We start from the raw sequence: 22,585 nt of genomic DNA, 5'->3' as shown, positions 1-22,585 counted from the left end.
GGTTTTTCCCAAACTGTCGCCCAAGGGTTGTTGCACGGCACGCGCCGGGTGGGCGTGGCCGAAAATGGAACGACAGATAGATTGGCGGGAAAATGTCCGAGGCTTCAAACGGGTTCGACTATATCGTAATTGGCGGTGGGTCTGCGGGATGTCTGATGGCAAATCGGCTGAGCGCTGATCCCAGCAATCGCGTGCTTTTGCTGGAAGCGGGCAAGCCAGACACCTACCCTTGGATTCACATCCCTGTCGGGTATCTGTATTGCATCGGCAACCCGCGCGCCGATTGGATGTACAAGACCGAACCGGACAAGGGGCTGAACGGACGCAGCCTATTGTATCCGCGCGGCAAGACATTGGGCGGATGTTCATCCATTAACGGTATGATCTATATGCGCGGTCAGGCCCGTGACTATGACAACTGGGCCGAATTGACCGGCGAAGAGGCTTGGAGCTGGGAAAACTCTTTGGCCGACTTCAAGGCGCATGAGAACCACTATAAACTGGATGGTGGGGCGGATCCTGTCACGGGCGATAACAGCCGGTTTTCTGACATGCATGGGCATGGTGGCGAATGGCGGATCGAAAAGCAGCGGCTGCGCTGGGATGTTCTGGACAGCTTTTCCGACGCTGCGGTGGAAACCGGCATTCAAAAAACCGACGATTTCAACAGCGGCGACAATTCCGGCGTTGGCTATTTCGATGTGAACCAGCGGTCGGGGTGGCGTTGGAACACGTCCAAAGCGTTTTTGCGGCCTGCCAAACACCGCAAGAACCTGATCATCTGGACCCAAGCACAGGTCGAAAAGCTTATATTCGACAGGACTGGGGACGGGGCGTTGCAGTGTGTCGGTGCTCTGGTGCATCGTGACGGCGTGCCGACCACGGTAAAAGCGCGCCGCGAGATCGTCTTGTCTGCGGGGGCGGTGAATTCACCGCAAATCCTGCAATTGTCAGGGATCGGCCCTGCGGCTTTGCTCAGAGAACATGGCATCGACGTGGTCATGGATCAGCCCTATGTGGGGGAGAACTTGCAAGATCACTTGCAAATCCGGGCGGTGTTCAAGGTGAACGGCACCCGCACCATGAACACATTGGCCAACTCTATGATGGGAAAGGCCAAAATCGGTCTGGAGTATCTGTTCAAGCGCTCGGGGCCGATGAGCATGTCACCAAGCCAATTGGGTGCCTTTACGCGGTCTGATCCGACGCGGACCCATGCCAATCTTGAATACCATGTTCAGCCGCTCAGCCTTGAAGCCTTTGGCGAGGATCTGCATGACTTTCCGGCGATGACCGTGAGCGTCTGCAATCTGAACCCAACCAGCCGGGGCCATGTGCGCATCGCGTCGTCCAATTTCCGGGATGCGCCGCGCATTGCGCCGAACTATCTGAACACCGAAGAGGACCGGAAAGTGGCGGCGGACAGTTTGCGACAGGTGCGCGAAATCATGGCGCAATCCGCGATGCGTGTTTACGAACCCGAGGAGTTCAAGCCAGGTGTTCAATATCAAAGCGATGATGATCTGGCCCGGTTGGCGGGTGACATTGCCAGCACGATTTTCCACCCGGTTGGCACCATCAAGATGGGGCGGGCCGATGATCCGACGGCTGTTTTGGACCCGCATTTGCGCTTCAAGGGTGTTGGGGGGCTACGTGTGGTTGACGCTTCGGTCATGCCGGAGATTACCAGCGGCAACACCAATTCACCCACGATTATGATCGCGGAAAAGGCCGCAGGCTGGATGTTGGCAGGCCAGTAGGCCGGATTGTCGTCATTGGGTAGGCGGTCGGGGCTGGGGGCAACCGATGGGGCGCCGTTCAAAGAGCCTCTGGTCCAAGGCGCTCGTAAATTGGGCGATCCGGCGGGTGCCGGTTGGCTCTGAGGTCCTGCGCGGCCCGACTTGACTGTTGGGTCGTGTGCACGCTCACAATCCGAATTCGCCCACCTGACTTTGCGCCAGAAACGCACAGCGTGCCGCATAGGTGCTGTGCAGGGACAGGGCGGCGTGCATTTTGACATAGGCCATTTCCGGTGTGGTATCGCGCCCATCAACCACATTGTTATCGCGCATCACCTGGCCTGCGGCATAGGTGCCAAGCTTCATCCCACCTTCGGGGCATTGGCTTACGGCGATGACGGGGATTTGGCGCTGCTGTGCCCGACCAAGCGCGGCCCGCATTTCTGGCGTGTCCGGCGCAGTGCCAGAGCCGTAACAGCGCAGAACCAGCCCGTCACTATGCTCAACGGCAAAGGAGAGCACATCCGTGTTTGGCCCCGGTGTGATCGAAAAAATGCTCACCTTATGCGGGGCAAAGGCATTCAGACCGGCGCGCTCCGCACCAAAGAGCGGCGGCACCTCGCTTGGTTCTGCTTCAAAGGCTTCAAAGGCGCTGGAATGGGATTTGCGAACGCGCGCGCCATGCAAAAGCTGCCCGGCGAATTGCACCCAGACACCGGGTTGGCAGGTGCCCGCAGCCTTGAGCGCGGCGCGCAGATTACCCAAACCATCGCTGCCCTCTACGGTCAGGGGAAGCATCGAGCCCGTCACGATCACCGGCTTGTCCAGACCGGCAAGGGCCAAGCACAGCGCCCCGGCCGTATAGGCCAGCGTGTCGGTCCCGTGGGTGACGACAACCCCGTCACAGGTTGCGCCTGCGTCATAGATACACTGAGCGACCCTGATCCAATCGGCCGGCGTGGCTTGGGCGCTGTCAATCAACGGTTCGAGCGTCTGGATCGTGACATTTGCAGCTGTGTCGCCCGCAGCAATCAAGCCCTGCACGGCCTCTTCAACAACACCCGCCATTGGGGCGAAGCCCTCTGTTGTTTGGGTCATGCCGATCGTGCCGCCGGTGTGGACCAAGAGTATGCGCATCGTAATTTCCCCGACGTCGTTTCACAGCAAATGCCTAAGGGCCTTAGGTATCCATCTGCGTCGACACAGGCAATGCAAGGGCGTACGGGTCGTGAAAAAACTTGTTTGAGGAAATGACCTTCTAAGCATTGCCCCAAACGTCAGGAAATGATCTGACAGCCAAACAGTGACGGTCTCAAAGAAAGGACGCCCGTTGACATTTTCGATTGGTATCGGCCCAAATATTCGCAAATCGGCCTATTTCGATGCAACCGTGCGCGACGGCGTTCGCAGTTTCTCTGTCTATAATCATATGTACATCCCGGCCCATTTCGGGGACCCGGATGGAGAATATGACCGCCTGATAAACGGGGTCGCCATGTGGGACGTGGCTGCGCAGAGACAGGTCCAGCTGGCGGGGCGCGACGCAGGACGGTTGGCGCAATATCTGACTCCGCGCAATCTGACCAAGACCAAGGTTGGCCAAGGCCGCTATGTTCCGCTTTGTGATCATGACGGGTGGTTGATCAACGATCCGGTTCTGTTGAAATTGGCCGATGACCGGTTTTGGCTGTCTGTTGCGGACAGTGATATTCACCTTTGGGCCGCTGCATTGGGGCGCGAAAAGGGATGGGACGTTGCCGTCACCGAACCCGACGTATCGCCCCTTGCGATCCAGGGGCCCAAAGCTGTGGATGTGGTGGCCAGGCTCTTTGGGGATGCGGTGCGTGAGTACCGTTATTTCGCCTTTGAAGAGACAGCGCTGGATGGCATTCCATTGGTTTTGGCCCGGTCGGGATGGTCAAAACAGGGCGGGTATGAACTGTATCTTCAGGATCAGTCACGCGGCAGTGAACTCTGGGACAAGGTCAAAGAGGCCGGGGCGGATTTTGGCATCGGCCCCGGTGCGCCAAATGACGTTGAACGCCTTGAAAGCGGGTTGATATCCTATGGTGCCGATATGCGCTGGCAAACCTATCGGACAACGCCTTTCGAGATGGGGTTTGGCGGGCTGGTCGATCTTGAGTCTGATATTGATTTTGTTGGGCGCAGCGCATTGACCAAAATCGCCGCGACTCCGCCCAGCCGTCGCCAGATCAGGGTGGTGATCACCGGCAACCCGCCGCTGGTCGGGCATCCGGTTGCGCTCTTGCACAATGGAACTGAGGCCGGGTTCGTCAGCGAATGGGCGTTTTCCAAAAGGGTGGGACAAACGATTGGGGTCGGAATTATTCAGGCAGATCTGCCCAAAGGTTCTGAGGGTCTGAGCATCCAGATCAATGATCAGTCCTATGCGGTGCAAGAGCACGATGCACCGTTTGTCAGCTAGGTCGGCATGTGACTTAGGGCACCACTGTGCGTGACGCCAAAAACCAAGAGGCACCGGACAACCGCGAAATATGACGCGGTCGGGCGGTGCCTTTGATGCCGGGCCGTGTTGGTTGAGCGGCAAGACAAGCTGTGCGTCTAGATGGGCAAGAGCCACGATGTAGGATGAGCCGGTGCCCAGTGTGATGTGATCTCGGATTACGGGCCGCCCATTTGTCTTTTAACACTTCGATTTGAGTCGCGTTCATCAAGGGGGTTGACGTCGAGATGTGTAATATCTAAATAGGTAATAACTTAAATGGATATAAGATAATGCCAAACCTCGACACATATGCAAAACCCAGCGTTGCCGTTGATCTCGCGATCGTGACAGTCATTGACGGTCAGTTAAAGGCAGTGCTGGTTGAGCGACCGGACGATGATGTGCCCGGTTGCGCGATGCCGGGTGGGTTTGTTCGGATTGATGAACCAATGGAGCAAACCGTGGAGCGGGTCTTGGCCGAAAAGGTTGACTTGCGACACGTGCATTTCGAGCAACTGGCCAGTTACGGCGCGCTTGATCGCGACCCGCGTGGCCGTGTGATCAGCATTGTATATCTGGCGCTGTGCCCGGCAAGAGTGTTGGAAGGCCGCAAACTGGCGACCCTTCATGTGGATTGGGAGGGGGAAACCGGTGGGCCTGCGCGGGCGTCGCAGGATGGAAAAACGGTCGCCCTCGCTTTTGATCACGCCGAAATTCTGGGGGATGTGGTGAAGCGGCTTCGCGGAAAACTGGAATATTCGCGGGTTGGTTTTGCCCTTCTTCCCGACAGATTCACCTTGCGAGAGGTGCAGGAGGTGCACGAGGCGATCTTGGGCAAAGAGCTCAAAAAACCGCCCTTTCGGCGCAAGTTGCTGGATCGCGGAATGATCGCCCCGACAGGCAAGTTTGAAACCGGCACCGCCTATCGCCCTGCCGAATTGTACAAAGTTAAATCATAGGAGTTGGATACATGGCACAAATAAAAAGGTATGTCGTCGCCAATCAGCTGAGGGCAGAAGCCTCGCAGCACATTCAATACTTTCGGAAGGGGAACCTTCAGAAATCCGGGCGCGGTCTGTCGTTCTGGTTTGATCCAAACGGCGCGTCGCTAACTGAAATTCCAATGAACGACCGTGAATTGATCTTTATGATCAAAGGCCAATCTTCGGACTACCAAGATTTGGCGGTTCAGGGGACTGTGATCTGGCGCGTTGCCGACGCGGATAAGGTCGCGTCTCGTATCGACTTTGGCATTGATATCAATCAGGGTGCCCACCTGGGCAAGCCCGAAGAGCAAATACAGTCTGTGTTGAATGGGTTGGTCAGCGAATTCGCAGACGCCTATTTGAAGGATAAAGGCGTACGTGATTTGCTTGAGGCGGGGCTGTCTCCTGTGCAGGCGGCCATCGCTGCGGGTTTCAGCGCCGATCCGACCTTGGAAGCTATGGGGTTGGAGGCCGTGAGCATTCGCGTGTCGGCGCTGTCGCCAAAGTCTGAGCTGTTTCGTGCGTTGCAGGCCCCAACGTTTGAGAGCCTGCAGCAAAAGGCGGATGAAGCCACCTTTTCACGCCGTGCTTTGGCGGTCGATAAGGAGCGGGCAATTGCGGAAAACGAACTGCAAAACCAGATCGAATTGGCCCTGCGCCGCAAAGATCTGATTGCGCGTGAAGACGCCAACGCGAGATCGAAAGCGCAAGCCGATGCCGCGGCAAAGCGAATTCTTGTCGAGGCGGACAGCGAGGCCAAAATTATCGCAGCCGAGGCGGAAGCCAAACGGATTCGCGCGGTGGAACAAGCCGCTGCGGATATGGAAAAGGCCCGCATGAACGCCATCGCAGAGGTTCCGCCCGCAGTTATGTTTGCGCTGGCTGCCCAAGAGTTTGCCGGCAAACTGGAGAAGGTCGACAGTTTGACCGTGAGCCCAGACATGTTGGCGGGTTTGGTTCAGCAGGCCAAGGTGTTGATGTCGCCACAGGGGGGTGAGAGGTAAGATGACAAGCCTGAACCCTCGTGTCGTGTTGGTCAGCCGGGAAACCGAATATGCGGCCTTGCTTGCCAAGCACGGAACGCGGGGTCAGGCCGAATTCTTCCTGACAACCCGCGGTCAGAATATCGAAGAACTGGAGGCGCGGGATGCGTTACAATCCCGCGCCCTCACCGCTGCCAAAGGCGCTATTCCGGCGGATTGGTCTTATGTTCAGGTCACACGGGACGATCTGAATCGGTTTTTGTTTGGACCAAATGACATTATTGTGCCGGTTGGATTGGATGGTCTGGTGGCGAATTTGGCCAAGTATCTTGATGGCCAGCCGGTCATTGGTGTCACGCCTGATCCGGCCTCGTCTGAAGGGGTGTTGAGCCGCCACAGCGTGGAAGCTTTGCCAAAGCTGTTGAAAGCTGTGGCCCATGCCGATGTGGAAATTCAAGCGCGAACCATGGTCGAAGCGCACGCGGGCCAAGGCTTGTCTTTGCTCGCCTTGAACGAGCTGTTTATCGGGCACCGTTCCCACCAGTCTGCGCGCTATGTCGTGCAGTCTGCTGGGGCGCAGGAGTTTCAATCATCGTCCGGTATGATCGTCGCAACCGGCACCGGTTTAACGGGCTGGGCCAAGTCGATTATGGTGGCCAACCACCGCGCCTTTGACATCGCGCCCGAAGAAAACCGCGCGGCGTTTTTCGCCCGCGAACCCTGGCCCAGTCGCACGTCGGGCTGCGCCATCGACGCGGGAGAGATACGAGACAATGGCGATTTTTCCATGTTGTCCAGGATCAACGAGGGAGGAGTCATCTTTGCCGATGGTATCGAGCAGGATTTCCTCCCCTTTGATTGGGGTGTTCAGGTTGAGGTTCGGTTGGCGGACAAGAAACTGTCCTTGGTGGTTTAAGACCGCCGCGCTGAACAAAAGCGCGGTTTATCCCGCAGGCTGTCGGCAGGTTTTGTGGCCAGCCTGCCGTTAGGTTTTTGATTGAGTTGCGCTGGAAGGGCTTTGCCGCCCGAACCTCTGGGGGCTTTGCTTTACATAATCCTCATTACCGGATGCAGTTTGCGACAGCCGGGGTGCATTCTAAACTGGATTGCGAAAGTTCTCCTATCTTGCTGGAAAGCAAGGAGAATGAAAGATGGCGCATAGAGAGCTAGACCTTCGTGAACGGCGCAGGATTGAAGATATGTTGAATGCCCAGATGTCTGTGCGAGAGATCGCGGCTGAGATCGGAAGGCATGTTTCGACGGTTTACCGCGACATCACACGCAACGGCTCCACCGATGATGAACTGCCGGAACTGAATGGGTACTACGGCATGGTGGCGCAACGCACAGCGACCCGAAGGCGTTCGCGGCGGCGCAAACTGGTGCGTCTTGTTGGCCTGCGCAAAGCTGTGATCAAGCAACTCAAGGTAGGATGATCGCCGGAACAGATTGCCGGACACTTGCAATTTGAAGGTCAGCCCGTGCGTGTCTGCCACGAGACGATCTAGGCCGATGTTTGCGGTCCTGATGGCCAGTCCAGAGACCTTGCAAGGTACTTGCCCAACCGTCGCAAGACGCGGCGAACACGCCATTCGCGCAGCCCCCGCGGCCTTGTGGTTCCGCCGGAGCGGTCGATCTATGAACGGCCCGATGACGTTGATACCCGCGAGACATTTGGCGAATGGGAAGGTGATCTGATGATCTTTGAACGCGCTCAGGGCAAGATGAATGTGGCCTCATTCGTTGAGCGTGAAACCCGCTTTGCCGTCCTGTTCCGCAATAACGACCGCAACACGACGCACTTGATGAAGCGGCTGATGGGCGTGATGGACCCCTGCCCCAACCGGCCCGCAAATCCATCACCTTTGATCGCGGGATTGCGTTCAGGAACTGGCGCAAGCTGAAGCCTGGGATTGGAACGGAGGCGTGGTTTTGTGATCCGCAAGCCCGGTGGCAAAAGGGTTCCGTCGAGAACCTCAACAAGAGGGCGCGTCGATACTTGCCAAAGGATGCGCCCATGGCCGCGCTCACAAACCGAGATACGAAGTCGATTTGTGAGCGCTTGAACGGCACGCCTCGAAAATGCCTTGGGTGGAGAACACCAACGGAAGCCTTCAGGGAAGAATTGATGAAACCGAGACAGCCGAAACCGTCGCAACGACCCTTGAGACTCCACGCAAAGAGCACCCGGCGTTACCGCCCCGGTCGTCCCGCCCCCGGTCATCCCGCCCCCGGTCGTCCCGCCCTGACAACCTTGCCAATCCGCTTCGTGGCCTGATCTTTGGGGCGGTTTTCTCAGGTGACGACAAAGCCATGCGCATAGGGGTCGCGGCTGTCGATGAAGATGGTGTTGAAACCCGTGACACGCGCCCACCCGCTGACCTGTGGTACAATGGCGGGTCGGTCGCCAACGTGGGTCAATTCATGAATCCGACCCGTGAAAAGCGACCCGATGATGCTTTCGTGGACAAAATCTTGGCCCTGGGTCAAATCTCCGCGTGCGGCCCATTGCGCCATCCTTGCCGAGGTTCCGGTGCCACAGGGTGAGCGATCAATCGCTTTGTCACCATAAAACACGGCATTGCGCGCGGTGGCCTCTGTCGCTCGCGGGGCACCTGTCCACATGATATGGGATAATCCGCTGATTTCCGGCTTTTCTGGGTGCTGGAACGAGTAGGCGTCATTCAATGCAGCGCGCAGTTTGGGGGACCAGCCGATCAGATCCAGTGCCCGCACATCCGCCATATCGGAAAAGCAGTTTTGCGGCTCAACGATGGCATAAAAATTGCCGCCATAGGCCACATCAACCGTGACCATCCCCAGCCCTTCAACCTCGGCTTGCAAATCGCGTGCAGAGAGGAAAGACGGGACATTGGTCAGACGCACCTCTTCGACAAAACGGCCTTCTTGGCGATACTCGGCGATCACCACACCAGCAGGCGTGTCGAGCCGCAACACTCCGGGCGTGCGTGCGGTGACCAGCCCATTTTCGATCGCTGTGGTGACGGTGCCGATGGTGCCATGTCCGCACATCGGTAAACACCCCGAGGTTTCAATATACAAAATCCCGACATCACAATCCTCGCGCGTTGGAGGGTACAGAATGCTGCCCGACATCTGATCATGGCCGCGCGGTTCAAACATCAATCCGGTGCGGATCCAGTCGTATTCCGCCATGAAATGGGCGCGGCGCTCCAACATGGTCGCGCCCTGCAGCATCGGGGCCCCGCCTGTCACCACCCGCACCGGATTGCCACAGGTGTGGCCATCAATGATTTGAAACATGTGTTGTGTCATCTCAGACCCTTCAGAAAATCAGTGAAACGGGTGGGGCGAAAGGGCTGTATATTGACGGCTGTGTCGGCCCCTGTGACCAATTGCGCCACCAATTCGGCGGTGCCTGCGGATTGCGTCAGACCAAGGTGACCATGACCAAAGGCATAGATCACCCTTGGTGCCTTGGGGGCTTTGCCAATGACCGGCAAGCTGTCCGGCAGCGATGGGCGAAACCCCATCCACTCTGTGCCATTCTCAACGCTCAAACCCGGTAGAAACCGTTTGGCTTTGTCCAAGAGAGCTTTGGCCCGTCGATAGTTGGGCTTGCGCCTGAGCCCGGCCAGCTCCACCGCGCCGCCCACCCGCACACCGGCGCCGATTTTGCTCACCACAAATCCGTGTTTGCCAAAGGTCAAATGGGTGCGCAGGTCAAAGGCTCCGTCTGGCAAGGTTGTGTTGTAGCCCCGTTCGGTTTCCAACGGGATGTGATCGCCCAAATCCCGCGCCAGCCGATGCGACCATGCCCCGGCGCAGATCACCAAATGATCGGTTTTGCGCCGCTCTTGGCCGTTTATGTCGATTACCGCGCCGCCGTCATACACCCCGGACACCGTCGCTTGTTCAATACGCCCACCTCCGGACACGAAACGTTGTGCCAAGGCCAATACCCATTCATTGGGGTCGACCAAGTTGGTCCATTGCGGCGTAAACCCCGCATAGCGAAATGTTGGGGCCAAGCCCGGCTGAATCTCGGCAATGGCGGCGTGGCTTTCCAGCAATTCAAACGCAACACCGTGCAAACGCCGGCGGTTCCACATTGATTGTGCCGCGTGAAAGTCTGCGGCCGTGTCATAGAGGTGTAACTGCCCGTCATGGCGCAAGTGGTCTTCTAGGTTTTGGTCTTTGGCCAGACGGTGAAACGCTTCGCGCGCATGGTGCATAAACGTCGCTTGGGCCGCGATGCCGCGTCGATGCCGATCCGGTAGGCTCGCCCGCCAAAACCGCAGCATCCACGGTGCAATCCGTGGCGCATAACCCAAAGGGATCGACAAAGGTCCAACAGGATCAACAAGCCAACCCGGAGCTTTGGTGATGATGCCGGGGGCGGCCAGCGGTTCAATATCAGCAAAGGCCAGCGCCCCGGCATTGCCTGCCGAGGCTTCTTGAGCCACACCTTTGCTATCCAACACCGTGACCGAAAACCCCTGTTTTTGCAGGGCCAGCGCTGTGGTGATCCCCACAACGCCAGCCCCAACCACGGTAATCGACGCCACGCGTCAGACCCCGGTATAGGCGGTTTTGACCTTGGTATAGAACTCGGCTGCATAGCGCCCCTGTTCGCGTGACCCAAAGGATGATCCTTTGGTGCCGCCAAAGGGCACGTGATAGTCGACACCGGCCGTAGGCAGGTTGACCATGACCATACCGGCCTGGGCTTGGGCTTTGAACAGGGTTGCGTGTTTCAACGACTGGGTGCAAATCCCCGCAGACAGACCAAATTCGGTGTCATTGGCCACGCGCACGGCCGTGTCAAAGTCGGCGACCTTGATCACAGTGGCCACTGGTCCAAACACCTCTTCGCGGTTGATCCGCATATCATTTGTGGTGTCTGTGATCAGCGCCGGTTCCATATAGAACCCTTCGGTTTCTCTGGTGACGCGGGCCCCGCCGATCACCTGAGCACCTTGATCTTTGGCGATCTGGACATACTCCAAATTCTGCGCCAATTGCCGTGCATCCACGACCGGCCCCATTTGCACGCCGTCCCCCAAGGCGTGGTCGACCTTAAGCGCGCGCATGCGTTCGGTCAGGCGCGCAACGAAACGGTCATGAATGCCTTGGGTGACAATCAACCGCGAAGAGGCGGTACAGCGCTGACCGGTCGAAAAGAACGACCCATTCAAGGCCACCTCGACAGCGGTCTCGAGATCGGCGTCGTCCAATACCACCAATGGGTTCTTTCCCCCCATTTCAAGCTGAACTTTCTTGAGCTGCGCGCCGCAGGCCGCCGCAATGCCACGTCCGGTTGGAACCGATCCGGTAAAGGAAATTGCGGTGACCCGTGGGTCATTGATCAACGTTGGCCCAAGCTCAGATCCGAGCCCCAGCACAAGGTTGAACACCCCTTTGGGCAGGTCGGATTTCGCGATGATCTGGGCCAAGGCATGGGCGCAACCGGGCACCAATTCGGCCGGCTTCAGCACAACAGCGTTTCCATAGGCCAATGCGGGGGCGACTTTCCACGCGGGAATGGCAATGGGAAAGTTCCAGGGCGTGATCAACCCGACCACACCCATAGGGTCGCGCGTCACATCAATGCCGACGCCGGGCCGTACCGAGGCAAGCAGGTCACCGGTTTGGCGCAGCGCCTCTCCCGCAAAGAACTTGAAGATGTGCCCGGCGCGGGTGACTTCACCGATCCCTTCGGGCAGCGTCTTGCCTTCTTCTCGGCTCAGCAATTTTCCCAATGCCTGAGCGTTGGACAAAATCTCGGTTCCGATGAAATCCAAAACGTCAAAGCGCTGTTGCGGTGTTGACGCGGCCCAGCCCTGTGCCGCTGCATCCGCCGCTGAAATCGCTTGGGTCATCTCTTCGATACCGGCTTGGGCGGCGTGGCCCAGCACATCGGTGGTGTCCGAAGGGTTCACATTTGGCACAGCGGTTCCACAAGACACCCATGCGCCGTCAATCAGGTTTTGATAGTCCATGATCATGCCGCCAATGCCAGAACGTCGGCTTGCGCGGACCAGTCGGCATACCAGTTTTTGAACAACCTGTACTGGGTCTCAACATACTGCTGCTGGCTGGCGCTCAAGGCGTCGTCGGGGTTGAAATGCAACGCATATTCGGCGTCGCCGTTTAGAACCATCAGGTGCTTGTAATACAGAACCAGATCCGGCCCTTCGTCAAAGCTCGACAGCACGCCAAGCGCGGCATCCAGTTCATGGGCTTGGCGCCGTGCCTCGGCGTTTCCGGCTGCGGCCTGTTGGCTCAGCGCCACCAGATGCAGCACCTCGCGCGGAAGTGCATTGCCAATTCCGGTGATCGCCCCCCCAGCACCGCAATTCACAAAGCCATGCACAACGGTTGTGTCGACGCCGATCATCAGCGTCACGTCCTCGGACCCGCTTGTGATGTTTTCAGCCGCATAGCGCAGGTCTTGGGCACCGCCAAATTCCTTGAAACCGACGAGATTGGGGTGCTCGATGCGCAGGTTAAAGAACAGCTCGGCGCGGGTGGCAAAACCGTAATACGGGCTGTTGTAGATCACCGCGGGCAAATTTGGGGCGGCGGATAAAATCGCCTTGAAATGATTGCGCTGCGCGGTCGGCGATGGGCCCCGAGACAGCACGCGCGGGATGACCATCAACCCCTGCGCACCGACTTTGGCGGCATGGGCGGCATGCGCCACGGCACTGGCGGAATTGATGGCACCGGTGCCCACGATGGTTGGCACACCGGCCTCGACCAAACGCGCCACACCTTCCATACGCTCCGCGTCACTCAAGAGCGGCCAATCCCCCATCGAACCGCAGTAAACGACCGCCGACATGCCGGCTGCAATCAGCTCCCGGCCTTTGCGCACCAGCGCGTCAAAGTCGGGTTTTCGGTCGGCGGTACACGGGGTCATCAAAGCGGGAATAGTGCCCGAGAAAATGGTCTGATCCATGGGGGTATCCTTGAAATTGGGAGGGAATTCGACTGGTTGTATCTGGTGTTTGCAAGACGCGTCGGCTGGTTCGGGGTGACGGGGCTGATTGGGCGCACCACGCGGTGGTTGAAGACGCGGGGGCCTGTCCGACAGGACGACCCAATCCAGCCCTTCTTTGCGCTATTTGTTCGTGGCTTTTGCCCAAAATGTTTTGTCCTCCCGTCTGAAACTCAGGTTTGAACCGATGGTCAGAGTCTTATTGTATATTGGATCCAATATACAATATAAAAAATCACATCTTCAAATTACCCAAATCTTCCAGTAGGTTGCCGCCAGTGGAGGTGCCTTTTGAAACTCAAACCTGTTGATATTTCCCGCACGGCTTCGGCTGCGACCATCGTTTTTGAAGCGCTGCGCAAGGCGATCATCGAAGGCGAGATGAAGGACGGCGAACCCCTGCGCCAAGACGAGATTGCCAAGCTTTTCAATACCTCACGCATTCCAGTGCGCGAAGCGATCTCCCGTCTTGAGGAGCAAGGGTTGGTGACATCGCAACGCTATAAGGGCGCCGTTGTTGCCGGGCTTTCGATCGAAGAGGCCAGCGAAGTGTTTGAATTTCGGGCCTTGGTTGAGGGGGACGTGATCCGCCGCTCGGTGCCTTTGATGTCCAAATCCGTGCTGCAAGAGGCCCGCGGATATTGCGACGCCTTTGCCGCGTCGCCCGACCCGATGGCTTGGGGAGAGCTCAATCGCAAATTCCACTGGGCGCTTTATGCCGCCTGCGCCCTGCCCTACCACCTGTCCGTCATTGACAATGCCATGGACCGGATCGACCGCTATTCGCGCGCGCAATTGGTGATGTCTGACGGCATGGAGCGCGCCAATCGCGAACATCTCGGTATCCTCACAGCCTGTGAATCCGGCGATGCAGATCGCGCGGCCGAGCTCACCCGTGCCCATATCCTAGGTGCCAAGGAATCTCTGACAGAACATATGTCGTGACTGTTTTGTCCCCGGACGCTGGTGTTGACCTTGGTGGGCTGGCGTCAGCCTGCGCAACGTCCTTGCTCGGTTTTGCGATTGTACGATGGGTGCCCCTATAACATGTCGTGGCCGTCGTGGTGTCATGTGACTGAGACATCCTAGGATCAGCGCGCCTGTTGTGACGATCTGCCCATCTGTGCCCTCACGGGCTAAGAATTCCGACTATTTTACAAATATGTTTCTTAACTGTCATCCTGGGGTGACAATTTCCGGGTCTTGGTCTCCTGCGAAGAACAGGGGGACGGCATGCTCGAATTTGAGGGCCTGACAAAACAATTTGGTGGTAATGTAGCGGTTGATAATGTCAGCCTGAGCGTTGGCAAGCCTATGATGATCGGGATCATCGGGGCATCTGGTGCGGGCAAATCCACCCTGCTGCGTATGATGAATCGTTTGACGGACGCCACCAGCGGCGCGCTGCGGTTTGAGGGGCAAAACGTGCTTGCGCTCAAGGGCCGCGAGAAACGTAATTGGCAATCTCACTGCGCAATGATCTTTCAACAGTTCAATCTGGTGCCGCGTATGGATGTTGTGTCCAACGTTTTGCATGGCACGTTGAACCGCCGCTCGACCCTGTCGACGATGTTCAACCTGTATCCGAAATCTGACATCTACCGGGCCATCGACATTCTCGAACGGCTTAGCATCGAGGCCCATGCGGCCAAGCGCGCCTCGGCCCTGTCTGGCGGTCAACAACAGCGCGTCGCCATTGCCCGCGCCTTGATGCAAGACCCCAAAATCATTCTAGCAGACGAACCCATTGCGTCGCTTGATCCGATGAATGCCAAGGTGGTCATGGATACCCTGCGCCATATCCACGAAGAAGACGGACGCACCGTGATCGCCAACCTGCACACTCTGGATACGGCGCGCACCTATTGCGACCGGGTGATTGGAATGCGCATGGGCCGCGTCGTGTTTGATGGCACGCCCGAGCAACTGACAACCGGTGTGGCGCGCGACATTTACGGCGCAGATGCCAGCTTCTCTGAAGCGGCGACCAGCACCAGCATTGAAACGCTCGACCGGTCCAACCGCCCCCAACAGGCCGCTGTTACGGCTTGATGAAAACTCAGCACCTCGGGGCGTGACACGCACCGGGACAACATCCAACTGGAGACACACGATGAACAAGCTGATTGCTGCCATTCTGGCAACCACCGCCCTCGCCGCGCCTGCCGCTGCCGAAGGTATCCAAGAATTCCGCATCGGCATCCTGGGCGGCGAAAATGCTCAGGACCGTTTGAACAACAACGAATGCCTGCGCGCCAAAACCGAAGATCTGCTGGGTGTTGAAACCAAGCTTTTCGCCCCTGCCGATTACAACGGCGTTATCCAAGGGCTGCTGGGCGGCACCATCGACATGGCATGGTTGGGCGCCTCTGGTTACGCCAAAACCTTCTTGTCTGACCCGGATGCGGTTGAGCCGATCTTGGTCAAAGTCAACACTGATGGCGGCTATGGCTATTACTCGATCGGTTTTGCGCACAAAGACAGCGGCATCGCGTCTTTGGATGACATGAAGGACAAAGTTTTCGGCTTTGGCGATCCAAACTCGACGTCCGGCTTCCTGATCCCTTCAATCGAAATCCCCGAAGCCACCGGCGCGACCATGACGTCCGGCGATTACTTTGGTGAAGTGAAATTCACCGGCGGTCACGAGCAAACAATCGTTGCCGTGAACAATGGCGATGTTGACGGTGGCGTGACCTGGGCCGACGGTCTGGGCAACTGGGAAGATGGTTTCAACTCTGGTGCCCTGCGCAAAGCGGTTGACGCCGGTCTGGTTGACATGAACGATCTGGTTCAAATCTGGCAGTCCAAGCCGATCCCAGAAGGCCCCGTTGTTCTGCGCAAAGAGCTGCCAGAAGACGTGAAGCTGAAAATGACCGGGCTGATGGCGTCGCTGAAATCCATCGACCCAGACTGCGCCTATGGCGTTCTTCAGGGCGATGCAAAAGGCTTTATGCCCATCACGCACGACGCCTACGAAGTGATCATCGAAGCCCGTAAGCTGAAATCCAACTAATCGCATTTCAACCGCGTCTGGCGGGCTCCGGTGATCCGGGGCCCGTCAATTTCAAATCAAGGCCATCATGACAGATTTACCGCACGACCTTCGCGCCGACTATATGGCGCAGACCCAGCGCAAACGCGTCTATAACAGCATCTTTCTTGTCTTGTTTGTCGCCTTGATGATCGCCGGATTCACCACCGCAGATGACCGCAACGCCGGGAGTTTCGCCGATGGTTGGACCAATGTTTTTGACTTTCCTGCCGAAGTGCTCGGCGAAGCGTCGCAAAAACTGGCTGAATTTCCGGCCCATTTCCTGCGCTTTTTGCCGGCCTTGATCGAAACTCTGAACATCGCCGCAGCGGCCACCTTAATCGGTGCGCTGGTCGCCATTGTCGCCTCGCTTTTGGCAACACGTGGCTTGGCACCCTGGCCACGCGCGATCCCGGTTGTGCGGCGGATCATGGATATCATGCGCGCCATCCCCGAGATTGTGATCGCTCTTGTGTTGATCTTTGTCCTTGGCGGCGGCCCGGTGCCTGCGATGATTGCCATCGCCTTTCACACCATCGGCGCGCTTGGCAAATTGTTCTCAGAGGTCAATGAAAACGCCTCGCTGAAACCGGTTGAAGGGCTGCAATCGGTGGGTGCGGGTTGGGGGCAACGGATGCTCTTGGGCGTTATTCCACAAGTTGCGCCCAATTATCTCAGCTATGCGTTGTTGCGCTTCGAAATCAACATCCGCGCCTCTGCGATCCTTGGCTTTGTCGGGGCCGGTGGCATCGGTTACGAGCTCAAAAACGCCATGTCCTGGGGCAAAGGCAAATATGACGAAGCCGCCGCGATTTTCCTGCTCTTGTTTATCACCATCGTCATCGTCGATCAGCTGTCGTCGACCCTGCGTGATCGCCTGACCCACGGCAATCGCAAGCTGGAGGCCACAGTATGACCGTGCTCTCGACCAACACCGCCCTGCACCACCAAGCCGAACAGCTTTTTGCGCGCAAACGTCTGATTGCCCTCTCGGTGCCCGTTTTGGTTTTGGCCTATCTGGCCTATATTTTTGTCTCCTTTGACATCGTCGGCCTAAGCGAACGCGCCAGCCTCAAAAACGCCCGCACCTTGGTGGCGGACAGCTATAGTTACAAAACCCATATCACCCGCAATCTGCGCACCGGTGACATCACCGCCGCCATCGAAGGGGAGCGCAAAGGCAGCTACCCAGAGGGCACCATGCCCGATTGGGTCACCTTGGGTGATGAACCGCGCGTTGCGCTCAAGGACGGTCATTCCGTTATCCTTGGCGACACCATCATTTATGACTATCCCGGCTACGGCCAGATTTCTGTCACCGCCAGCCGCTCCCAAGGGGTTCAGGCGGTGTTTCCCGACGGTCAGGTGCCCGATTGGGTCAGTCTGTCAAAGTCACGTCTGAGCCTGACAACCGACGCTGGCCGGCTGAATGTGACCAAGACCAAGGCCGAAGTGTTTCGCTATTCCAAAGGCTGGGAGCTCTTCTTCTTCACCCTCGACAGCCCCTATTACGGCCTCGGTCCGTTTGAGCTTTTGAGCCGGGCAATGTCGGGTGAAGGCGCGGCGATTTGGGATGGGTTTTGGAACAACAAGATGTGGCACCATTCCCAAGTGGCTTGGGCGATCTTTGAAACGATCCTCATGGCCTTCCTTGGCACCTTTGGGGCCGCAATCGTGGCCCTGCCCCTGGCCTTTTTGGCGGCACGTAACTTTGCGCCACTGATCGCGGTGCGGTTCGCAGCCCGCCGGATGTTTGACTTCTTTCGTGGTGTGGATGCGCTAATCTGGACCATCATCTTGGCCCGTGCCTTTGGCCCCGGACCGTTGACCGGAGCCTTGGCCATCCTGATCACCGACACGGGAAGCTTTGGGAAAATGTTCTCAGAGGCGCTTGAAAACGTGGATGAAAAACAGATCGAAGGCATTCAATCGACCGGGGCCAAACCGCTGCAACGCTACCGCTTTGGTGTTATCCCTCAGATCACGCCGGTTCTGCTCAGTCAGGTGTTGTATTTCTTCGAATCCAACACCCGGTCGGCCACCATTATTGGCGCGATCACTGGCGGCGGCATCGGCCTGTTGCTGACCCAAGCGATGATCACCCAAAAAGATTGGGAAGAGGTCGGCTATTATATCATCCTGGTGATCTTGATGGTCATGTTCATGGATTGGGTGTCTGGCCTACTGCGGGCCCGTTTGATCCGCGGTTCACAGGAGCATTAACGCTATGGCCCGACTGTCCGCCGAAACCCCGTTTATCCATCCCGATTGCGAGATCACCACATCCGACTTTGGGGCCTTTGTTGAGATCGGCAAAGGCAGTCGGATCGCCAATACGCAAATGGATGATTTCTCCTATTGCGACCGCTTCGTCGATATTGCCAATGCCCGCATTGGCAAGTTCGCCAATATCGCCAGCTTTTGCCGCATCGGCCCAACCGATCACCCGATGCAGCAAGCGTCCTTGCACCATTTCCTGTATCGCTCGGATGATTACTGGGAGGGCACCGGCAAGGACGCCGCCTTCTTTGAACATCGCCTTGGTCGCCTTGCGCATATTGGCCACGATACCTGGATCGGTCATGGGGCGATTATTCGACCAGACGTCACAATTGGGCACGGGGCCATTGTTGCCGCCGGGGCCGTGGTGACCAAGGATGTTGACCCCTACCAAATTGTTGCCGGGTTGCCCGCCAAACCCATGCGCGCCCGGTTTCCAACCGCGATTGCCGATCGTTTGATGGCGCTGGCATGGTGGGATTGGGATCATGACCTCGTGCGTGACCGGCTCGCCGATTTCCGCAACTTGCCGATTGAGACGTTTTTGGAAAAATACGAATAGGCGTCAGTCATGTGCGACGGTCAGCGTCACGCGATCAGCGGCAAACCAAACGGTTCCAAATTCCAAAGGATGGCCGTTTGGGTCGACGTTGATGCCAACCGTTTTCAACACCGGATCCCCTTCGCGTAGACGCAGATGTAGTGCCTGTGTCGGATTGGCCAGTTCCGCCGACATGCGGGTGTCACGCCGGGTGTAATCTTGCAGCCCATTCAGTCTAAAGGCCTCAGTCACGGATGTCGTCTGTTCCAGCGCCTCGGCCATTTTGGGCAAACGCGCGAGCGGGTAAACGCTGATGAACAAGCCGATGGGCGCGGGTCCGGCAAGGGTCAAGCCTTCATAGATCAGCACAGGATCGCCGACGGGAATGTCCAGGGCCTGTGCCTCGACCGGATCACAGCCCCGGTTTTCAATCCGCAGGGTTTTGCGGCTCGGTAGGCGCCCCGTTGCGGCAATGTTTTGATGAAACCGCACCCGTCGGCCAATCGGGTAATCGGTCGGGGGCGCTTCGACAAACACGCCGGCCCCACGCCGTGACCGCACTATGCCGCGCTCTGCCATATCGGCCAGCGCCCGGCGGACCGTGTGACGGTTGACACCAAATCGGCTGGAAAGCTCCGCTTCGGTCGGAAGCTTGTCACCGGTGCCATAGTGCCCCGCGCTCATATCCGCTTCTAGCTGGGTGGTGATTGATTTCCAAATCGGTGTTCGGGTCATGCGTTACCAAAATTTCACAAAAGTTGAGTTGCCAGATCGGGGAGGAGTTCGATAGATGTTGTCTAGTTGTATAGTGGATTAGACAAATCAGCAAGGTGTCTAGATGAGCGCTCCTCAAGAAAATAACGCGGCCCGCAAAAGCTGGATGAGCCTGCTGGCCAAAGCGGCTCCGGCCCGGCTGGAACAGCTTTTTGACGGGCTTGGCACACCGCCCGAATTTGACTGGATGCGCCCGCCGGAAACCGGTGGCGTGATGGTGCGGGGGCGCGCAGGCGGCACCGGTGCTCCGTTTAACCTTGGTGAGATGACAGTGACCCGCTGTGCCCTGCGCCTGTCGGGGGGAGAGACCGGACACGCCTATGTGCAAGGCCGCGACAAGGCCCATGCTCGCCGCGCCGCTTTGGTTGATGCCTTGATGCAAACGCCGCGCGCCGACGATCTGCGCAGCCAAATCCTCGAGCCGCTCGCCCATGAAAGCAAGGCCGCCAAAACCGCCCGCGCCGAAAAAGCCGGGGCCACCAAGGTGGATTTCTTCACCATGGTCAGAGGAGAAGATTGATGCTTGAGTCTGATGATGCCTTGGCTGGCGGCTTTGCCAACCCATCCGTTGACGCGGCGCATGCGTTTCGGGCGGCGCTGAATGCAATGGCGCGCCCGGGTACGATTGAAACGGTTGATCTGGCCAAGGCCCCCGCGCCGATGTCAGCCGCTGCCGCCGCCTTGGTTCTGACGCTGTGTGACGGCGAAACCCCCATCTGGTTGTCTCCAAGCCACGACACGGACGATGTGCGCACATGGATCGCTTTTCACACCGGTGCCCCCATCACGTCGCGCGACACCGCGCAATTTGCCATAGGTCCATGGGACCAAATGATGCCGCTCGGGGATTTCCCCATTGGCACGCCGGAATATCCTGACCGCTCGGCGACGCTGATCGTCGAGGTTGAGACGCTTGAGCCCTCTGGCGCGCGTCTTACCGGTCCGGGCATTGAAGTCGACGCCCATTTGTCGATCCCAGATCACACGGGAATCCACGCCAACCGCGCGGCCTTTCCCTGCGGGTTGGATTTCTTCTTTACCTCGGGGCGCCTGCTGGCGGCGCTTCCCCGAACCACAATTGTCACCACTCTCGCGGAGGCCGTCTGATGTATGTTGCTGTCAAAGGTGGCGAACGCGCCATCGACAACGCCCACGCGTGGCTCGCTCAAGAGCGTCGCGGAGACACGGCCGTTGCCGAGCTGAGCACCGATCAAATTCGCGAACAGATGTCACTGGCGGTGACCCGCGTGATGGCCGAAGGCTCGCTCTATGACCCTGATTTGGCGGCACTGGCGATCAAACAGGCACGCGGCGATCTGATCGAAGCGATTTTCCTGATCCGCGCCTATCGCACCACCCTGCCCCGCATCGGCCATTCACTGCCGGTGGATTGTAATGCGATGTCTTGCATCCGCCGCGTGTCCGCGACGTTCAAGGACGTGCCGGGAGGGCAGATTCTTGGGCCGACTTTTGATTACACACACCGTTTGCTCGACTTCAAATTGGCCGCGGATGGCGAATTGCCGACCTCTGTTTCAGGGGACGCCGTGGCCGAGGCCATGCCGCGCATCACCGGCCTGCTGGATGACGAAGGGTTGATCCAGTCCGACCCCCCCAGCGATGACACCCCCACCGACATGACCCGCAAGCCAATGGAATATCCGGCGGATCGGCCCTTGCGGTTGCAGGCATTGACGCGGGGCGATGAAGGGTTCCTGCTTGGCATGGCCTATTCGACCCAACGAGGCTATGGCCGCAACCATCCGTTTGTCGGCGAGTTGCGCATTGGCACCGTCGATGTGGAAATGGAGATACCGGAACTTGGGTTTTCCATCGACATTGGTGAAATCACCCTGACCGAATGTGAAACCGTTAACCAATTTATGGGGTCCAAAACCGAAGCCCCGCAATTCACCCGCGGCTATGGGCTTGTCTTTGGTCAAAACGAACGCAAGGCGATTTCAATGGCGCTGATCGACCGGTCATTGCGTTGGAAAGAGCTGGGCGAAGACAATGTTGGTGCCCCGGCGCAGGACGAAGAGTTTGTTCTGTCACATGCCGATAACATTCAGGCCACCGGGTTTTTGGAACATATCAAACTGCCGCATTACGTCGATTTTCAGTCTGAGCTGGAATTGATCCGCAAGGTGCGTGCCGAGGCCATGGCCCATAGCCAAAAGGAGGCCGCCGAATGAAACCTTCTGTGGTCGTTTTCGACCTTGGTGGCGTTTTGATCGACTGGCAAAAGCATCTGGCTTGGATTGACGATCTGGGCAGCCGCGAGGCGGTGGACGCCTTCTTGGCGCGGGTCGATTTTTCGGCGAAAAATCTACGGGGGGATGGCGGTGCGCTCTTTTCTGAGTTGGCCGAAGAGTTAGACGATGCAGAGGATCGCGCGCTTTTGGCCAATTATCCGAGCCGCTTTGATCGCACCATCCAAGGTAAGATCGCCGGCACCTGGGACATTTTGCACCGTCTGAAAACCGCCAGCGTGCCGCTCCATGCGATCTCAAATTGGTCGGCGGAAACCTGGCCCGTTGCGGTGAAAACCCACCCTGAACTTGGTCAGGTATTTGGGGTGACCGTGATCTCGGGCGAGGAGCGCATGCTCAAACCCCAGCGCGAGATTTTTGACACCCTGTGCCAGCGCGCCAATGTCGCCGCCCATGACTGTGTATTCATCGACGACAGCCCGAAAAATGTGGTTGGGGCCAAAGCCGCAGGCATGGATGCGATCCAGTTCACCGACCCAGAAGCGTTGGAAAGTGCACTACAAGATCGGGGATTGTTGTGACA

General features: G+C 57.8%; 21 protein-coding genes and 1 pseudogene. 16 read left to right on the top strand and 6 right to left on the bottom strand.

The window, feature by feature from the left end:
- Nucleotides 1-92 precede the first annotated feature (92 nt).
- On the top strand, nucleotides 93-1,760 hold the full coding sequence (locus ACRBB0_RS22080; protein ID WP_431376635.1) for a GMC family oxidoreductase: 1,668 nt from the start codon (nucleotides 93-95) through the stop codon (nucleotides 1,758-1,760).
- Nucleotides 1,761-1,925: 165 nt separating this feature from the next.
- Here the strand turns inward: ACRBB0_RS22080 and ACRBB0_RS22075 are convergent, their stop codons facing one another.
- A complete protein-coding gene (locus tag ACRBB0_RS22075) occupies nucleotides 1,926-2,876 on the bottom strand; it encodes an asparaginase (protein WP_431376634.1) in 951 nt (316 codons plus the stop codon).
- Nucleotides 2,877-3,069: 193 nt separating this feature from the next.
- On the opposite strand from ACRBB0_RS22075, the gene ACRBB0_RS22070 reads away from it, so the two are divergent.
- The 5 genes and pseudogenes from ACRBB0_RS22070 to ACRBB0_RS22050 form a co-directional block, all read left to right on the top strand.
- On the top strand, nucleotides 3,070-4,185 hold the full coding sequence (locus ACRBB0_RS22070) for a glycine cleavage T C-terminal barrel domain-containing protein (RefSeq protein ID WP_431376633.1): 1,116 nt from the start codon (nucleotides 3,070-3,072) through the stop codon (nucleotides 4,183-4,185).
- A 311-nt stretch (nucleotides 4,186-4,496) separates the two neighbouring features.
- Nucleotides 4,497-5,165 (top strand): NUDIX hydrolase, encoded by a 669-nt coding sequence (locus tag ACRBB0_RS22065; protein WP_431376632.1) that lies wholly within the window; start codon nucleotides 4,497-4,499, stop codon nucleotides 5,163-5,165.
- Between the two features lie 11 nt (nucleotides 5,166-5,176).
- Nucleotides 5,177-6,196, top strand: coding sequence for an SPFH domain-containing protein (locus tag ACRBB0_RS22060; protein ID WP_431376631.1), 1,020 nt, complete (start codon nucleotides 5,177-5,179; stop codon nucleotides 6,194-6,196).
- 1 nt (nucleotide 6,197) lies between these two features.
- Nucleotides 6,198-7,091 (top strand): hypothetical protein, encoded by an 894-nt coding sequence (locus ACRBB0_RS22055; RefSeq protein WP_431376630.1) that lies wholly within the window; start codon nucleotides 6,198-6,200, stop codon nucleotides 7,089-7,091.
- Nucleotides 7,092-7,326: 235 nt separating this feature from the next.
- Nucleotides 7,327-8,315: pseudogene (locus ACRBB0_RS22050) on the top strand (IS30 family transposase); the annotation flags it as partial.
- 155 nt (nucleotides 8,316-8,470) lie between these two features.
- Here the strand turns inward: ACRBB0_RS22050 and ACRBB0_RS22045 are convergent.
- From ACRBB0_RS22045 to ACRBB0_RS22030, 4 genes are read right to left on the bottom strand one after another with little or no spacing between them, the layout of a single operon-like run.
- Complete coding sequence (locus ACRBB0_RS22045; RefSeq protein ID WP_431376629.1) at nucleotides 8,471-9,472, bottom strand: 4-hydroxyproline epimerase; 1,002 nt, start codon at nucleotides 9,470-9,472, stop codon at nucleotides 8,471-8,473.
- Complete coding sequence (locus tag ACRBB0_RS22040) at nucleotides 9,469-10,725, bottom strand: NAD(P)/FAD-dependent oxidoreductase (RefSeq protein WP_431376628.1); 1,257 nt, start codon at nucleotides 10,723-10,725, stop codon at nucleotides 9,469-9,471. The genes ACRBB0_RS22045 and ACRBB0_RS22040 overlap by 4 nt, the downstream gene beginning before the upstream one ends.
- A 3-nt stretch (nucleotides 10,726-10,728) precedes the next feature.
- Complete coding sequence (locus ACRBB0_RS22035; RefSeq protein WP_431376627.1) at nucleotides 10,729-12,159, bottom strand: aldehyde dehydrogenase family protein; 1,431 nt, start codon at nucleotides 12,157-12,159, stop codon at nucleotides 10,729-10,731.
- Nucleotides 12,160-12,161: 2 nt separating this feature from the next.
- Nucleotides 12,162-13,121: a dihydrodipicolinate synthase family protein gene (locus ACRBB0_RS22030; protein ID WP_431376626.1), complete on the bottom strand. Its 960-nt coding sequence runs from the start codon at nucleotides 13,119-13,121 to the stop codon at nucleotides 12,162-12,164.
- A 330-nt stretch (nucleotides 13,122-13,451) separates the two neighbouring features.
- On the opposite strand from ACRBB0_RS22030, the gene ACRBB0_RS22025 reads away from it, so the two are divergent.
- The 6 genes from ACRBB0_RS22025 to ACRBB0_RS22000 all read left to right on the top strand — a co-directional run bounded on the left by ACRBB0_RS22025 (nucleotide 13,452) and on the right by ACRBB0_RS22000 (nucleotide 19,036).
- A complete protein-coding gene (locus tag ACRBB0_RS22025; protein WP_431376625.1) occupies nucleotides 13,452-14,105 on the top strand; it encodes a GntR family transcriptional regulator in 654 nt (217 codons plus the stop codon).
- A gap of 288 nt (nucleotides 14,106-14,393) precedes the next feature.
- Entirely contained in the window at nucleotides 14,394-15,212 is an 819-nt protein-coding gene (gene phnC, locus ACRBB0_RS22020; protein ID WP_431376624.1) for a phosphonate ABC transporter ATP-binding protein, read from the top strand.
- Between the two features lie 61 nt (nucleotides 15,213-15,273).
- Entirely contained in the window at nucleotides 15,274-16,176 is a 903-nt protein-coding gene (gene phnD, locus ACRBB0_RS22015; protein ID WP_431376623.1) for a phosphonate ABC transporter substrate-binding protein, read from the top strand.
- A 67-nt stretch (nucleotides 16,177-16,243) separates the two neighbouring features.
- On the top strand, nucleotides 16,244-17,110 hold the full coding sequence (gene phnE, locus ACRBB0_RS22010) for a phosphonate ABC transporter, permease protein PhnE (protein WP_431376622.1): 867 nt from the start codon (nucleotides 16,244-16,246) through the stop codon (nucleotides 17,108-17,110).
- Nucleotides 17,107-18,417, top strand: coding sequence for a phosphonate ABC transporter, permease protein PhnE (phnE, locus tag ACRBB0_RS22005; protein WP_431376621.1), 1,311 nt, complete (start codon nucleotides 17,107-17,109; stop codon nucleotides 18,415-18,417). Before phnE (ACRBB0_RS22010) ends, phnE (ACRBB0_RS22005) begins: the two co-directional genes overlap by 4 nt.
- A gap of 4 nt (nucleotides 18,418-18,421) precedes the next feature.
- On the top strand, nucleotides 18,422-19,036 hold the full coding sequence (locus tag ACRBB0_RS22000; RefSeq protein ID WP_431376620.1) for a chloramphenicol acetyltransferase: 615 nt from the start codon (nucleotides 18,422-18,424) through the stop codon (nucleotides 19,034-19,036).
- A 3-nt stretch (nucleotides 19,037-19,039) separates the two neighbouring features.
- Here ACRBB0_RS22000 and phnF read toward each other — a convergent pair whose 3' ends face one another.
- Nucleotides 19,040-19,750 (bottom strand): phosphonate metabolism transcriptional regulator PhnF, encoded by a 711-nt coding sequence (phnF, locus tag ACRBB0_RS21995; protein ID WP_431376619.1) that lies wholly within the window; start codon nucleotides 19,748-19,750, stop codon nucleotides 19,040-19,042.
- 103 nt (nucleotides 19,751-19,853) lie between these two features.
- Here phnF and phnG point away from each other — a divergent pair, with 103 nt between their 5' ends.
- The 4 genes from phnG to ACRBB0_RS21975 are packed head-to-tail and all read left to right on the top strand — an operon-like array spanning nucleotide 19,854 to nucleotide 22,583.
- Nucleotides 19,854-20,309, top strand: a complete 456-nt coding sequence (phnG, locus tag ACRBB0_RS21990; RefSeq protein ID WP_431376618.1) for a phosphonate C-P lyase system protein PhnG — start codon at nucleotides 19,854-19,856, stop codon at nucleotides 20,307-20,309.
- On the top strand, nucleotides 20,309-20,896 hold the full coding sequence (gene phnH, locus ACRBB0_RS21985) for a phosphonate C-P lyase system protein PhnH (RefSeq protein ID WP_431376617.1): 588 nt from the start codon (nucleotides 20,309-20,311) through the stop codon (nucleotides 20,894-20,896). The genes phnG and phnH overlap by 1 nt, the downstream gene beginning before the upstream one ends.
- Nucleotides 20,896-21,984 carry a carbon-phosphorus lyase complex subunit PhnI gene (locus ACRBB0_RS21980; RefSeq protein WP_431376616.1) on the top strand — a complete coding sequence of 363 codons (1,089 nt, stop codon included), beginning with the start codon at nucleotides 20,896-20,898 and terminating at the stop codon, nucleotides 21,982-21,984. The genes phnH and ACRBB0_RS21980 overlap by 1 nt, the downstream gene beginning before the upstream one ends.
- Nucleotides 21,981-22,583: an HAD family hydrolase gene (locus ACRBB0_RS21975; RefSeq protein ID WP_431376615.1), complete on the top strand. Its 603-nt coding sequence runs from the start codon at nucleotides 21,981-21,983 to the stop codon at nucleotides 22,581-22,583. Before ACRBB0_RS21980 ends, ACRBB0_RS21975 begins: the two co-directional genes overlap by 4 nt.
- Nucleotides 22,584-22,585: the final 2 nt, after the last annotated feature.

Origin of the sequence: Pelagimonas sp., from assembly GCF_050633425.1 — a bacterium.
GTDB lineage: Bacteria > Pseudomonadota > Alphaproteobacteria > Rhodobacterales > Rhodobacteraceae > Pelagimonas.
The sequence above is the reverse complement of the archived record's forward strand: the minus strand, read 5'-3'. Positions and strand labels throughout refer to the sequence as shown.